The sequence below is a fragment of the Sutcliffiella deserti genome (genome assembly GCF_020037475.1).
In the GTDB taxonomy this organism is placed as follows: domain Bacteria; phylum Bacillota; class Bacilli; order Bacillales; family Bacillaceae_I; genus Sutcliffiella_A; species Sutcliffiella_A deserti.
On record NZ_JAIQDB010000012.1, the window covers coordinates 23,099 to 38,203 of the forward strand.

Sequence of the window (15,105 nt, forward strand, 5' to 3'; positions counted from 1 at the left end):
TAAATATTAGATAATTACAGCTTTTTCTACTACTTCTACTAAACGGAAACGCTTTGTTGATGATAATGGACGAGTCTCCATGATTTTAACGATATCGCCAGTTTTTGCTTCACTATTTTCATCATGCGCCTTGTACTTTTTAGAGTACCTAACACGTTTGCCGTAGAGTGCGTGAGTTTTGTAAGTTTCTACAAGAACCGTGATTGTTTTGTCCATTTTATCAGACACAACACGACCAGTGTAAACTTTACGTTGGTTACGTTCACTCATTTCGCGAACCTCCTCTTATTTATTTGTTAGAAGCGATCTCTCTCTCGCGAACTACTGTTTTCATACGAGCGATTGACTTGCGTACTTCGCGAATACGAGCAGTGTTTTCTAATTGACCAGTCGCTAATTGAAAGCGTAAGTTAAATAACTCTTCTTTTAAAGATTTCACTTTTTGCTCTATCTCGGCAGTGGTTAGATCACGTAGTTCATTAGCTTTCATTAGTTTCACCACCAATTTCTTCACGTTTTACAAATTTACATTTAACAGGCAACTTGTGTGCAGCTAAACGTAATGCTTCACGAGCTATTTCTTCAGATACACCTGAAATTTCAAACATAACCTTTCCAGGTTTAACAACTGCTACCCATCCTTCTGGTGCACCTTTACCGGAACCCATTCGGACCTCTAGAGGTTTTGCAGTGTATGGTTTTGAAGGGAAAATTTTAATCCAAACTTTACCGCCACGTTTCATATGACGAGTCATCGCACGACGTGCTGATTCGATTTGACGGTTAGTGATCCAAGAAGCTTCAGTGGATTGTAATCCGAACTCCCCGAAATGCACTTCAGTGCCGCCTTTCGCTTTACCACGCATTTTTCCACGATGTTCGCGGCGATATTTTACGCGTTTTGGTAATAACATATTATTTTCCTCCTTCCTCTGATTTCTTCTTTGTCGGAAGGACCTCTCCACGGTAGATCCAAACTTTCACACCTAATTTACCGTAAGTTGTATCAGCTTCTGCTGTACCATAGTCAATATCAGCGCGAAGAGTATGAAGTGGAACTGTTCCTTCACTATAATGTTCAGAACGAGCGATATCTGCGCCACCAAGACGACCAGAAACCATCGTTTTAATACCTTTCGCACCAGCACGCATAGCGCGTTGAATTGCTTGCTTTTGAGCACGACGGAAAGATACACGGTTTTCTAATTGACGAGCGATGTTTTCAGCTACTAGTAAAGCGTCTAAATCAGCTCTTTTGATTTCAAGGATGTTGATGTGTACACGTTTACCAGTTAACTGGTTAAGTGCTTTACGAAGTGCTTCAACTTCAGAACCACCTTTACCGATAACCATTCCTGGCTTAGCAGTGTGAACAGTTACGTTCAGGCGATTAGCAGCACGTTCGATTTCTACTTTAGATACAGAAGCGTCACTTAGACGTTTTGTAATATATTCGCGAACTTTGATATCTTCATGAAGCAGGTTTGCATAATCTTTTCCTGCGTACCATTTAGATTCCCAATCACGAATTATACCTACACGAAGTCCAATTGGATTTACCTTTTGACCCACTGATTATCCCTCCTTCTTTTCTGATACCACGATTGTAATGTGGCTAGTACGTTTGTTGATTTGACTAGCACGACCCATTGCACGAGGGCGGAAACGTTTTAAAGTTGGACCTTCATTTACGTATGCCTCAGTGATGATTAGTGCGTTAGCATCCATTTCATAATTATGCTCTGCGTTAGCAATAGCGGATTTTAGAACCTTTTCGATTACTGGGGAAGCAGCCTTTGGTGTTAAAGTCAAAATAGCTACTGCCTCGCCTACTTGCTTGCCTCGAATTAAATCCATAACTAGACGAGCTTTACGAGGAGCAATACGAACTGTTCTTGCAACAGCTTTAGCTTGCATGTAAAAGCCTCCTCTCTAATTAGCGTTTTGTTTTCTTATCATCATTTGCATGACCTTTGTAAGTACGAGATGGAGCGAATTCTCCAAGCTTGTGACCTACCATGTCTTCTGTCACATACACTGGTACGTGTTTGCGGCCATCATATACTGCGATTGTATGTCCGATAAATTGTGGGAATATAGTAGAACGTCGAGACCAAGTTTTAACAACTTGTTTACCCTCAGTTTCATTTAACTTTTCAATCTTGCTGATTAAATGATCATCTACAAAAGGCCCTTTCTTCAAGCTGCGACCCATGTGGAAACCTCCCTTCGTGATTGATCTACGGCTCCTGTGAACCGTAGTGCAACCCCGTTATTTTTTACGACGACGAACGATAAACTTGTCAGACTTGTTTTTCTTCTTACGAGTTTTGAATCCAAGAGTTGGTTTGCCCCATGGAGTCATAGGTGATTTACGTCCGATTGGTGAACGTCCTTCACCACCACCGTGTGGGTGATCGTTAGGGTTCATTACAGAACCACGTACAGTTGGGCGAATACCCATCCAACGAGAACGTCCTGCTTTACCAATGTTGATAAGTTCGTGTTGTTCGTTACCAACTTGACCTACAGTAGCACGACAAGTAGATAAGATCATACGAGTTTCACCAGAAGTTAAACGTACAAGTACATATTTACCTTCTTTACCAAGTACTTGAGCAGATGTACCTGCTGAGCGAACTAATTGTCCACCTTTACCTGGTTTTAATTCGATATTGTGAATAACTGTACCTACTGGGATGTTGATTAGAGGTAGAGCATTACCCACTTTAATATCTGCTTCCGGTCCAGCCATTACTTGCATTCCTACTTCTAAATTCTTAGGAGCCAGGATGTAACGCTTTTCCCCGTCTGCATAGTTGATTAACGCGATATTGGAAGAACGGTTTGGATCATACTCGATTGTAGCAACGCGTCCTGGTATACCATCTTTATCACGTTTGAAGTCGATGACGCGGTATTGACGCTTATGTCCACCACCTTGGTGACGAACTGTCAGTTTACCTTGATTATTACGACCACCTTTTCTGTGGATCGGAGCTAGCAAGCTTTTTTCTGGTTTGTCAGTAGTAATCTCTGCAAAGTCAGATACTGTCATGCCGCGACGTCCGTTAGAGGTTGGTTTGTATTTTTTAATCGCCATCTTTTTCCCTCCTTTTCAATGATGATGTTATTTTATTAAACTTCGAAGAATTCGATTTCTTTGCTATCAGCTTTTAATGTAACAATCGCTTTTCTGCGACGGTTAGTTAGTCCGCTATGACGACCTACACGACGGAATTTACCTTTGTAGTTCATGATGTTTACCTTTTCAACTGTTACGCCAAAGATTGCTTCTACAGCATCTTTCACTTCAGTTTTGTTTGATCTAACATCAACTTCAAAAGTGTATTTCTTTTCTGTCATTAAATCAGTAGAACGCTCAGTAATCACGGGGCGCTTAAGAACATCACGATGATCTCTCATTATGCAAGCACCTCCTCTAATTTTTGAACAGCGTCTTTCGTAAAGATTACTTTATCGTGGTTAACAACGTCTAATACGTTCACACCAGTTACAGTAACAACAGTTACTCCAGGGATATTACGAGCAGATAACGCAACGTTTTCGCTGTCATCAGCTGTTACGATCAATGCTTTACGGTTGATTTCCAACCCTTTTAATACAGAAGTCATTTCTTTTGTCTTTGGTGCATCAAAAGCCAATCCTTCTAATACTAGTAATTCGTTTTCTAGAACTTTAGATGATAATGCAGATTTGATAGCTAGACGACGTACCTTTTTAGGTAGTTTATAGCTATAGCTTCTTGGTGTAGGACCGAATACGATACCACCACCACGCCATTGTGGCGAACGAATTGAACCTTGACGTGCACGTCCTGTACCTTTTTGGCGCCATGGCTTACGGCCACCACCAGCTACTTCAGAACGCCCTTTAACTTTTGCGTTACCTTGACGTTGAGATGCTCTTTGCATAATGATTGCATCGAACAATACGCTGTTATTTGGCTCAATACCGAACACAGCATCTGCTAATTCAATTTCACCAACATTTGAGCCGGTTTGATTGTATAATGCTACTTTAGGCATTTGTAGTTCCTCCTTTCCTAAACAATTAGTTTGCTTTTACCGCACTTTTAATTGTGATTAATGCTTTTTTAGGGCCTGGTACGTTACCTTTTACTAATAATAGGTTACGTTCCGTATCTACTTTCACGATTTCAAGGTTCTGGATTGTAACGCGTTCTCCACCCATACGACCAGGTAATAATTTACCTTTAAATACGCGGTTTGGAGCAACAGGTCCCATAGAACCAGGACGACGGTGATAACGGGAACCGTGAGTCATAGGGCCGCGAGATTGTCCATGACGCTTAATGGAGCCTTGGAACCCTTTACCTTTTGAAATTCCTGTAACATCTATTGCATCGCCTTCTGCGAAAATATCAACTTTGACTTCTTGACCAACTTCGTATGTTTCTAAGTTAACTCCACTGATTTCACGAATGAAGCGCTTAGGTGTTGTAGAAGCTTTTGAAGCATGCCCTTTTTCAGGCTTGTTTGCTAATTTGTCTCTTTTGTCAGCAAATCCAATTTGAACTGCTTCGTAACCGTCTGTTTCGACAGTTTTAACTTGAAGAACAACGTTTGGAGTAGCTTCAATTACTGTAACAGGGATAAGATCTCCGTTTGCAGCAAAAACTTGAGTCATACCAATTTTTCTTCCTAAGATTCCTTTGGTCATCAGTCACACCTCCTGGGTAATAAGTAATTTATTGATTAAAGCTTGATTTCAATGTCCACACCTGATGGAAGATCTAAACGCATTAAGCTGTCAACCGTTTGTGGTGTTGGGTTAATGATATCGATTAAACGCTTATGAGTGCGCATTTCGAATTGCTCACGAGAATCTTTATATTTGTGTACCGCACGTAGAATCGTGTATACAGATCTTTCCGTTGGTAACGGGATCGGTCCAGAAACAGTTGCACCTGAACGTTTTGCAGTTTCAACAATTTTCTCTGAGGATTGATCTAGAATTCTGTGATCGTAAGCTTTCAAACGAATGCGAATCTTTTCTTTTGCCATTATTTTTCCCTCCTTTTTTCGCCTATATTATTGATAGACATTCTCCGTGAAAAAACCTGTCACACTCGCCATGGCAAAGCGGCCGGGTGTGTCAGCAACCTTTCACATCATCGCAGTCAAAGACCAACATTAACTATTATACATTTAATTAATAGACAATGCAACTATATTTGAAATATATTCTCTGAGCACTTTTCCTATTATAACGAGAAGTTGTTTGTATTGCAACATGCACTGCTGGAATTATGTGTATCAGTTTTTTCCAGTGGGTTTGTGTTCTGTAGTAGGGTCGGTTTGGTTGGCTGCGAAGTTACATTATTATAGAAGAAAGTAGGATTAGGATGATGGATTGCTAGGTTTAGTTTTAACTTTGTTATACAGCTCTGGAGATTTCCGCAAAGTTCTGCGCGTGCGAGGGGATGGGACTGTAGACTCTGCGGCTGGCCGGTGGGTCTCCTGCCTACCGCGACCAGATATCAGAGTCTCAGACTTTTGCTGCAATCATAAGTTGGAATAGCACAATCAACAGCACTCATCGTTTTATATGGAGACCAGTTGCTTAGCTTTTGCCTAATGTGATTAATACTGATAGGGTACAGGCGTTTGCTTCATTGGGGATATTAGTCGAGAGCTCGTTCGGCTTTTGTTAAGATTCGTCTAACACATTTCAAAATTTATCTAACAACCTGAAATTCATCTACCTTTCAAAGTTAACTTAAAAACTCTCCAGGCTAAAACAAACTACACAATATCAAAAATCAATGCGAAAACAGCCAAGTAAACTAATGCTACATTAGTTTGCCATCCCCACTCCAAGTGCTCATCTATTTTAACACGATCACTAGCTAGTATAAGTTTTATAACAAAGGGACTTACACTACTCCCCAGCAAGTTGATAACCAAGAAAAAAATGTGTTAAACGAATCACGAAAGTTTCTAAATGATAGACAAATAAGTGTTAAATGAAACCACCAATCATCTCAGATTGACCAAAAAATTGGCCCAGCTATCGAATTTCGACCCAAAATAAGCCTCTAACGGAGTTAGTGGGGAAAATTTCGAGGTGCCTTGCATGCGGTATTCTGGTGTTGCGTACCACTTCTAGGGACTTGTGCACGGAATTCGTGTTTTTCGTAACACTTCTCGGGACTTGCGCACGGAACTCGGTTTTTCCGCACCACTTCTCGAGATTTGCGCACGGAACGCTTTTTTCATACCTCATGACGATTTGCGCAAAGCACCAGGATATGAGCCGCATCTTTAGGGGATGCACGGCTGTTTTCGCATCGATTGTTGCTGTTACGTAAGCGGGTCCCACTCGTTACAATCCTTGCTTTTGTACTCTTTTTCTTTTAAATTTAGAAATTACTCTTTATCATGAGTGAATCGCACAGTAAAAACCAAAGGAATTTTTTTTGGGCTTATAGCAACAATCCTTAAGAAAGAGGCTTTTACTTAGATGTACTTGCTTCTCGGTTTCTGGTACACCTTAAAACATCACAAAAAAACCGGCACCCCTCAAAGAGGAGTACCGGTTTTATTTATCAAGATTACTCTTGGATTGTAGCAACTACGCCAGCGCCTACAGTACGGCCACCTTCACGAATAGAGAACTTAGTTCCTTCTTCGATTGCGATTGCAGAGATCAGTTCAACAGTCATCTCAACGTTGTCACCAGGCATTACCATTTCTACTCCCTCAGGAAGTTGGCAGATACCAGTTACGTCAGTTGTACGGAAGTAGAACTGAGGACGGTAGTTAGTGAAGAATGGAGTGTGACGTCCACCCTCTTCTTTAGATAGTACATAAACTTCAGCTTTGAACTTTGTGTGTGGAGTGATTGTACCAGGCTTAGCTAGTACTTGTCCACGTTGGATGTCGTCACGAGCTACTCCACGAAGAAGTGCACCGATGTTGTCTCCAGCTTCAGCATAGTCAAGAAGCTTACGGAACATTTCTACTCCAGTTACTGTAGTAGATTTAGGCTCTTCAGTTAAACCGATGATGTCGATAGTGTCTCCAACTTTAACTTGTCCACGCTCAACACGTCCTGTAGCAACAGTTCCACGACCAGTGATAGAGAAAACGTCCTCAACTGGCATCATGAATGGCTTTTCAGTGTCACGTGGTGGTGTTGGGATGTACTCATCAACAGCAGCCATAAGTTCTACGATTCTTTCTTCCCACTCAGCGTCTCCTTCAAGAGCTTTAAGTGCAGAACCTTTAATTACAGGAATATCGTCTCCAGGGAAATCGTACTCAGTTAGTAAGTCACGAACTTCCATTTCAACTAATTCTAGTAATTCTTCGTCGTCTACCATGTCACATTTGTTTAAGAATACAACAAGGTAAGGTACACCTACTTGACGAGATAAAAGAATGTGCTCACGAGTTTGTGGCATTGGGCCATCAGCAGCAGATACTACTAGGATTCCGCCGTCCATTTGTGCAGCACCAGTGATCATGTTTTTAACATAGTCAGCATGTCCTGGGCAGTCAACGTGTGCGTAGTGACGAGAGTCAGTTTCGTACTCAACGTGAGCTGTAGAAATAGTGATTCCACGCTCTCTTTCTTCTGGAGCCGCGTCGATCATGTCATAAGCCATTGCAGCACCTTTACCACTGCGCTTTGCAAGAACAGTAGTGATTGCAGCTGTTAAAGTTGTTTTACCATGGTCAACGTGTCCGATTGTACCGATATTAGCATGAGTCTTGGATCTATCGAATTTCTCTTTACCCATTAGTATATCCTCCTTAGAATTTCAATAATTTTATTATATATGAGATATTAACAAGCGAATATAAATTCCACTTATTAGCCTACATACTATTTATAAATCAATGTAAGATGAAAATCAATTATTCACCTTTATTTTTTTTGATGATTTCTTCAGAAATTGATTTTGGTACTTCTTCGTAGTGGTCAAAGTGCATCGTAAATACACCACGTCCTTGTGTGTTAGAACGTAATGACGTTGCATAACCGAACATTTCAGAAAGTGGAACCATTGAGCGAACAACTTGAGCGTTACCGCGTGCTTCCATTCCTTCTACGCGTCCACGACGAGATGTAATACCACCCATGATATCTCCCATGTATTCTTCAGGAGTTACAACTTCTACTCTCATAACAGGCTCAAGAATAACAGGGTTACACTTAGATACTGCGTTTTTAAGAGCTAAAGAAGCAGCTACTTTAAATGCCATCTCAGAGGAGTCAACATCATGGTAAGAACCATCAACTAATGCAGCTTTAACATCAATTAGTTGGTAACCAGCAAGTACACCGTTTTTCATAGAATCTTCTAGACCAGCTTGTACAGCAGGTACGTATTCACGTGGTACTACTCCACCAACGATTTTGTTTTCAAATTCAAAGCCTTTTCCTTCTTCATTTGGTTCGAATTCGATCCAAACGTGTCCGAATTGACCACGACCACCTGATTGACGAGCAAATTTACCCTCAACTTTTGCGGAGCCGCGGAACGTTTCACGGTATGCTACCTGAGGAGCACCAACGTTTGCTTCTACTTTGAATTCACGCTTCATACGATCAACAAGGATATCAAGGTGAAGTTCACCCATACCAGCGATGATTGTTTGACCCGTTTCAGGATCAGTATGTGCACGGAATGTTGGATCTTCTTCTTGAAGCTTTTGCAATGCAGTAGTCATTTTATCTTGGTCAGCCTTGGATTTAGGCTCAACAGATAATTGGATAACTGGTTCTGGGAATTCCATGGACTCTAAGATAACTTGGCTTTTATCATCACATAGTGTATCACCAGTTGTAGTATCTTTTAGACCAACTGCAGCTGCGATATCTCCAGCATATACAACTGGAATTTCTTCACGGCTGTTAGCATGCATTTGCAGAATACGTCCTACACGCTCACGCTTACCTTTTGTAGAGTTGATTACGTAAGATCCGGAGTTCAGTGAACCTGAGTACACACGGAAGAACGTTAATTTACCTACATAAGGATCAGTCATTACTTTGAATGCTAATGCTGCGAATGGACCATCATCAGTAGCTTCAAGAGCAACTTCTTCATCAGTGTCTGGAAGAGTACCTTTAATAGCTGGAACATCTGTTGGTGCTGGTAAGTAATCAACAACAGCATCAAGCATTAATTGTACACCTTTGTTTTTGAATGCAGAACCACAGATTACTGGGTAGAATTCAACGTCACATGTACCTTTACGGATAGTAGCCTTCAACTCTTCTGTTGTAAGCTCTTCTCCTTCAAGATACTTCATCATTAATTCTTCGTCCAGTTCTGCAACTGCTTCTACTAAGCGTTGACGATACTCAGCAGCTTGTTCTTTGTACTCTTCAGGAATCTCTTTTGCTTCAGAACGAGTTCCTAAGTCATCTGCATAGAAGTAAGCTTCCATTTCTACTAAGTCGATGATACCTTCAAAGTCATCTTCAGCTCCGATAGGAAGTTGAATAGGATGAGCATTTGCTTGTAGACGGTCATGGATTGTACCAACAGAATATAAGAAGTCTGCACCGATCTTGTCCATTTTGTTAACGAACACGATACGTGGTACACCATAAGTTGTTGCTTGACGCCAAACTGTTTCTGTTTGAGGTTCAACACCTGATTGAGCATCAAGAACAGCTACCGCACCATCAAGTACACGAAGGGAACGTTCAACTTCAACTGTGAAGTCTACGTGTCCAGGTGTATCGATGATATTTACGCGGTGACCTTTCCATGAAGCTGTTGTTGCAGCAGATGTGATCGTGATTCCACGCTCTTGCTCCTGCGCCATCCAGTCCATTTGAGATGCACCTTCATGCGTTTCGCCGATTTTATGAATACGTCCTGTGTAAAACAAAACACGCTCAGTTGTAGTTGTTTTACCAGCATCGATGTGAGCCATGATACCGATATTACGTGTCTTATCTAAGGAGAACTCTCTAGCCATATGGTATATCTCCTTCCTAAGTATCGAGTTTTATTGTTTTAATACCTAAAGCTGTTAAAGATATTCTTAACAGCTTTAGATAATATGTGATCTTACCAGCGGTAGTGAGCAAACGCTTTGTTTGCTTCTGCCATTTTGTGCATATCTTCACGCTTTTTAACGGATGCACCAGTGTTGTTAGCTGCGTCTAAAATCTCGTTAGCTAAACGCTCTTCCATCGTTTTTTCTCCACGAAGACGAGAGTAGTTAACTACATAACGAAGTCCTAGAGTTGTACGACGCTCAGGGCGCACCTCAACTGGTACTTGGTAGTTAGCTCCACCTACACGGCGTGCTCTAACTTCAAGAACAGGCATGATGTTTTTCATTGCTTGTTCGAACACTTCCATAGGTTCTTGTCCGGAACGCTCACCAACTAGTTTAAATGCATTATAGATGATAGCTTGAGATTTTCCTCTTTTACCATCAACCATTAATTTATTAATAAGGCGAGTTACCAGCTTAGAGTTATATAACGGATCTGGTAAAACGTCTCTTTTTGCAACAGGGCCTTTACGTGGCATATTCTTTTCCTCCTTTCGTATTACTTAAGTTTAAGCAATTCGAATTCTATTATTTCTTAGGTGCTTTTGGTCTTTTAGTTCCGTATTTAGAACGGCTTTGCATACGGTTTGTAACTCCCGCAGTATCAAGCGCTCCACGTACGATGTGATAACGTACTCCCGGTAAATCCTTTACACGACCTCCGCGGATTAAAACCACGCTATGCTCTTGTAAGTTATGACCGATACCTGGGATATAAGCAGTTACCTCAATTTGGTTAGTTAAACGAACACGAGCATATTTACGTAATGCGGAGTTCGGTTTTTTCGGTGTCATTGTACCAACACGAGTACAAACACCACGCTTTTGAGGTGAAGACACATCAGTTTGCGCTTTTTTGAAGCTGTTATACCCTTTATTTAAAGCTGGAGATTTTGAATTTACAACTTTACTTGTACGACCTTTACGTACTAACTGGTTAATAGTAGGCATTTAGAATTCCTCCTTCCTCACTTTTTAAGACCACATATCCAGGTGGTTCATTTTAAGGTAAAAAACAAAGCCTTTGTGAATCCACACTCACAAAAACAGTTTTTATTGAATGATCGCAACAGCTGAGGCACCAACTTCAATCCCGCAAGCTTTCCCGAGTTTTTTCATCGAGTCTACTTTTACAATTGGTATGTTGTTCTCTTTTGCAGTATGGATAACTTTCTGTGTGACAATCACATCGGCATCCTCTGCAATAACAACCTCTTTTACTGTTCCGGATTTCAGCGCCTTCACTGTTTGTTTTGTACCAACAATGAAGGTGTTTGCCTGCATCACTTTTTCATAAGACATTAATATATCCTCCAAAGCAACAGGTTATATAAGCACCTTTGCTATATTACCATCTCTATTTTTGAATGTCAACCTTATTTAAAATAACAAGGAAAAGATTGTCGGGATACCCCGACAATCTTTCTGTTATTCTACCGTTACAGGTGCTTCTTTTCCTACACTTTTTGTAAGATCGAACTTACGGTAACGGTTCATACCTGTACCAGCCGGAACTAGCTTACCGATAATAACATTCTCTTTTAAGCCTAGTAACTCATCGCGTTTTCCTTTAATTGCAGCGTCTGTTAAGACTCTTGTTGTTTCTTGGAAGGAAGCGGCAGATAAGAACGAATCTGTTTCAAGAGATGCTTTTGTAATACCTAGTAAGACCGGACGACCGGTTGCAGGCGTTTTGCCTCCAAATAGCACTCGCTCGTTTGCATCGGTGAACTGGTGGATATCAAGAAGGCTGCCTGGTAACACATCTGTGTCTCCTGCATCAATAACGCGTACTTTACGTAGCATCTGACGCACCATAACCTCTACGTGCTTATCTCCAATTTCTACCCCTTGCATACGGTATACTTTTTGAACTTCAAGTAATAGATACTCTTGTACAGCATTCATATCTTTCACTTTAAGAAGTTCTTTCGGATCAATCGAACCATCTGTAAGCTCTTGACCACGAACCACTTCTGTGTTCACGCCAACTTTCAAGCGTGCAGTGTAAGGTACTGTATAGGTTCTCGTTTCCACTTCACCTTGTACAGTGATTTCTTGCTGACGGTCTTTCACTTCGTTGATGGCAGTAACAACACCTTCAATTTCAGAAATTACCGCTTGACCCTTCGGATTACGCGCTTCAAATATTTCTTGAATACGAGGTAAACCTTGCGTGATATCGTCTCCTGCTACCCCACCTGTATGGAATGTACGCATCGTTAACTGTGTTCCTGGTTCACCGATAGATTGTGCAGCAATGATACCTACTGCTTCTCCTACCTCTACTTCTAAACCAGTCGCCAAGTTACGTCCGTAACACTTATTACATACTCCGTGACGTGTATTACATGTAAACACAGAGCGGATCCAAACATCCTCAATGCCTGCTTCAGTGATATTTGTTGCGATATCTTCTGTAATCAGATCATTCTCAGCAACTAGAACTTCCCCTGTTTCTGGGTGTTTAATCGCTTTTCTAGCATAGCGTCCTATTAGACGTTCTTCTAGTTTTTCGATTATCTCTGTGCCATCTTTTAAAGCAGTGATGTGTAATCCACGGTCTGTTCCGCAATCTTTTTCCCGGACGATAACATCTTGCGCTACATCTACTAGACGACGAGTCAGGTAACCTGAATCGGCAGTCTTAAGTGCTGTATCTGCAAGACCTTTACGTGCACCATGGGTAGAGATAAAGTATTCGAGAACCGTTAAACCTTCGCGGAAACTAGATTTAATCGGAAGTTCAATAATACGTCCAGATGGATTGGCCATCAGTCCACGCATACCAGCTAACTGTGTAAAGTTAGATGCGTTACCACGGGCTCCGGAATCACTCATCATAAAGATGTGATTCAAGCGTGGTAAGGACTGCATAAGCTTGTTCTGAATATTATCCTTCGCAGCACTCCAGATAGAAATAACACGATCATAGCGCTCTTCCTCTGTAATTAGACCACGGCGGAACTGTTTGAGAACTGTATCTACTTTAGTTTGAGCTTCAACTAAGATTTCTTCTTTTTCTTTAAGAACCACGATATCTGCTACACCAACTGTAATACCAGCTTTTGTAGAATAACGGAATCCAAGGTTTTTCATGCGATCAAGCATTTTAGACGTTTCGGTAATCTTGAAGCGTTTGAATACTTCCGCAATAACATTTCCAAGGATCTTCTTCTTAAACGGATCAATAATCTCTTGTTGTTGTATTGCTTCCTTCACATTTGCTCCCTTTTCAACAAAGTACCTCTCAGGGGTATTAACCTCAAGATTGTATTTTGTTGGTTCATTGATATAAGGGAAAGACGGCGGAAGAATCTCGTTAAAGATTAACTTACCGACAGTTGTAATAAGAAGCTTTTGTTTTTGTTCAGGAGTAAAGGTTTCGTTATCCAAAGATCCTGCATAAACCGCTACACGAGTGTGCAAGTGAACATAGCCATTTGCATAGGCGATCAACGCTTCGTTCGTATCTTTAAATACCATTCCTTCTCCAACTGCGGCTTCACGTTCTAAAGTTAAGTAGTAGTTACCAAGTACCATATCCTGTGAAGGAGTAACTACAGGCTTTCCATCTTTCGGGTTCAAGATGTTCTGTGCAGCAAGCATTAAAATACGTGCTTCAGCCTGAGCTTCTGCGGACAGTGGTACGTGAACCGCCATTTGGTCGCCATCAAAGTCGGCATTGTATGCAGTACATACAAGCGGGTGAAGACGGATTGCACGGCCTTCTACAAGTGTAGGTTCAAACGCTTGAATACCTAGTCTGTGAAGGGTTGGTGCACGGTTAAGTAGTACTGGATGTTCTCTGATTACAGATTCCAATACATCCCAAACCTCTGGCTGCACGCGTTCAATCTTACGCTTAGCACTCTTAATGTTATGCGCTAGACCACGTTCCACAAGCTCTTTCATTACGAAAGGTTTGAAAAGCTCTAACGCCATTTCTTTTGGCAAACCACATTGGTACATTTTTAAGTTAGGACCTACAACGATAACGGAACGACCTGAATAGTCAACACGTTTACCTAATAGGTTCTGACGGAAACGTCCTTGCTTCCCTTTTAGCATGTGAGAAAGAGATTTTAATGGTCTGTTACCTGGTCCTGTTACAGGACGGCCACGACGACCATTATCTATTAATGCATCAACAGCTTCTTGTAGCATACGCTTTTCGTTTTGAACAATGATACTCGGAGCACCAAGGTCCAGTAAACGTTTTAAACGGTTGTTACGGTTGATAACACGGCGGTACAAATCATTTAAATCGGAAGTGGCGAAACGGCCACCATCTAATTGAACCATCGGACGTAATTCAGGAGGAATGACAGGAAGAACGTCAAGAACCATCCAGGACGGCTCGTTTCCAGATCCTCTGAAGGACTCTAACACTTCTAAACGCTTAATTGCTCTTGTACGACGTTGCCCTTGAGCAGTTTTAAGTTCCTCTTTTAATGAGTCAGCTTCTTTTTCCAAATCGATATCAAAAAGAAGTTTTCTGATCGCTTCCGCACCCATCCCAGCTTGGAAGGTTTGACCATATTTTTCACGGTATGCACGGAATTCCTTTTCGGAAAGCAATTGCTTTTTCTCTAAAGGTGTATCCCCTGTTTCCGTAACTACGTATGATGCAAAATATATTACTTCTTCCAATGCACGCGGGGACATGTCAAGAACAAGTCCCATGCGACTTGGAATACCTTTGAAATACCAGATGTGAGATACAGGAGCAGCAAGCTCGATGTGACCCATGCGTTCACGTCGGACTTTTGCTCTTGTTACTTCTACTCCACAGCGGTCACAAACGACGCCCTTATAACGGACGCGCTTGTATTTACCACAGTGACACTCCCAGTCCTTTGTAGGACCGAAGATTCGTTCACAGAATAACCCATCTTTTTCTGGTTTTAATGTACGATAATTTATTGTCTCAGGCTTCTTCACTTCTCCGAAAGACCATGATCTGATCTTATCTGGTGAAGCAAGACCTATCTTCATATACTCAAAATTGTTAACATCTAGCAAGGGGCCTACC

At 41.4% G+C, this 15,105-nt stretch carries 17 protein-coding genes; all 17 read right to left on the bottom strand.

Translation table 11 applies throughout. The annotated features are described in order from the left end of the window. Positions 1-6: 6 nt before the first annotated feature. The 17 genes from rpsQ to rpoC all read right to left on the bottom strand — a co-directional run bounded on the left by rpsQ (position 7) and on the right by rpoC (position 15,095). On the bottom strand, positions 7-270 hold the full coding sequence (gene rpsQ, locus K9B36_RS15275; protein ID WP_223703223.1) for a 30S ribosomal protein S17: 264 nt from the start codon (positions 268-270) through the stop codon (positions 7-9). A 19-nt stretch (positions 271-289) separates the two neighbouring features. Next, positions 290-490 (bottom strand): 50S ribosomal protein L29, encoded by a 201-nt coding sequence (rpmC, locus tag K9B36_RS15280; protein WP_010191499.1) that lies wholly within the window; start codon positions 488-490, stop codon positions 290-292. Beyond that, complete coding sequence (rplP, locus tag K9B36_RS15285; RefSeq protein WP_223703224.1) at positions 480-914, bottom strand: 50S ribosomal protein L16; 435 nt, start codon at positions 912-914, stop codon at positions 480-482. The genes rpmC and rplP overlap by 11 nt, the downstream gene beginning before the upstream one ends. Position 915: 1 nt before the next feature. Further along, positions 916-1,572, bottom strand: a complete 657-nt coding sequence (rpsC, locus tag K9B36_RS15290; RefSeq protein WP_223703225.1) for a 30S ribosomal protein S3 — start codon at positions 1,570-1,572, stop codon at positions 916-918. Positions 1,573-1,575: 3 nt separating this feature from the next. Beyond that, entirely contained in the window at positions 1,576-1,917 is a 342-nt protein-coding gene (rplV, locus tag K9B36_RS15295; protein WP_223703226.1) for a 50S ribosomal protein L22, read from the bottom strand. 19 nt (positions 1,918-1,936) lie between these two features. After that, positions 1,937-2,215, bottom strand: a complete 279-nt coding sequence (gene rpsS / locus K9B36_RS15300) for a 30S ribosomal protein S19 (protein WP_223703227.1) — start codon at positions 2,213-2,215, stop codon at positions 1,937-1,939. A 57-nt stretch (positions 2,216-2,272) separates the two neighbouring features. Beyond that, positions 2,273-3,103, bottom strand: coding sequence for a 50S ribosomal protein L2 (gene rplB / locus K9B36_RS15305; RefSeq protein ID WP_223703228.1), 831 nt, complete (start codon positions 3,101-3,103; stop codon positions 2,273-2,275). Positions 3,104-3,138: 35 nt separating this feature from the next. Then, positions 3,139-3,426 (bottom strand): 50S ribosomal protein L23, encoded by a 288-nt coding sequence (gene rplW / locus K9B36_RS15310; RefSeq protein ID WP_223703230.1) that lies wholly within the window; start codon positions 3,424-3,426, stop codon positions 3,139-3,141. After that, positions 3,426-4,049 carry a 50S ribosomal protein L4 gene (gene rplD, locus K9B36_RS15315; protein ID WP_223703232.1) on the bottom strand — a complete coding sequence of 208 codons (624 nt, stop codon included), beginning with the start codon at positions 4,047-4,049 and terminating at the stop codon, positions 3,426-3,428. Before rplD ends, rplW begins: the two co-directional genes overlap by 1 nt. A 25-nt stretch (positions 4,050-4,074) precedes the next feature. Next, entirely contained in the window at positions 4,075-4,704 is a 630-nt protein-coding gene (rplC, locus tag K9B36_RS15320; RefSeq protein WP_223703234.1) for a 50S ribosomal protein L3, read from the bottom strand. A 35-nt stretch (positions 4,705-4,739) separates the two neighbouring features. Beyond that, positions 4,740-5,048 carry a 30S ribosomal protein S10 gene (gene rpsJ / locus K9B36_RS15325; protein WP_010191483.1) on the bottom strand — a complete coding sequence of 103 codons (309 nt, stop codon included), beginning with the start codon at positions 5,046-5,048 and terminating at the stop codon, positions 4,740-4,742. A gap of 1,550 nt (positions 5,049-6,598) precedes the next feature. Beyond that, positions 6,599-7,789, bottom strand: coding sequence for an elongation factor Tu (gene tuf, locus K9B36_RS15330; RefSeq protein ID WP_223703235.1), 1,191 nt, complete (start codon positions 7,787-7,789; stop codon positions 6,599-6,601). A gap of 118 nt (positions 7,790-7,907) precedes the next feature. Then, positions 7,908-9,986, bottom strand: coding sequence for an elongation factor G (gene fusA, locus K9B36_RS15335; RefSeq protein WP_223703236.1), 2,079 nt, complete (start codon positions 9,984-9,986; stop codon positions 7,908-7,910). Between the two features lie 92 nt (positions 9,987-10,078). Next, a complete protein-coding gene (rpsG, locus tag K9B36_RS15340; protein WP_223703237.1) occupies positions 10,079-10,549 on the bottom strand; it encodes a 30S ribosomal protein S7 in 471 nt (156 codons plus the stop codon). Between the two features lie 49 nt (positions 10,550-10,598). Continuing rightward, positions 10,599-11,021 carry a 30S ribosomal protein S12 gene (gene rpsL / locus K9B36_RS15345; RefSeq protein ID WP_223703238.1) on the bottom strand — a complete coding sequence of 141 codons (423 nt, stop codon included), beginning with the start codon at positions 11,019-11,021 and terminating at the stop codon, positions 10,599-10,601. Positions 11,022-11,123: 102 nt separating this feature from the next. After that, positions 11,124-11,372 (bottom strand): 50S ribosomal protein L7ae-like protein, encoded by a 249-nt coding sequence (locus K9B36_RS15350; protein ID WP_223703239.1) that lies wholly within the window; start codon positions 11,370-11,372, stop codon positions 11,124-11,126. Between the two features lie 126 nt (positions 11,373-11,498). Further along, positions 11,499-15,095 carry a DNA-directed RNA polymerase subunit beta' gene (gene rpoC / locus K9B36_RS15355; RefSeq protein ID WP_223703240.1) on the bottom strand — a complete coding sequence of 1,199 codons (3,597 nt, stop codon included), beginning with the start codon at positions 15,093-15,095 and terminating at the stop codon, positions 11,499-11,501. Positions 15,096-15,105: the final 10 nt, after the last annotated feature.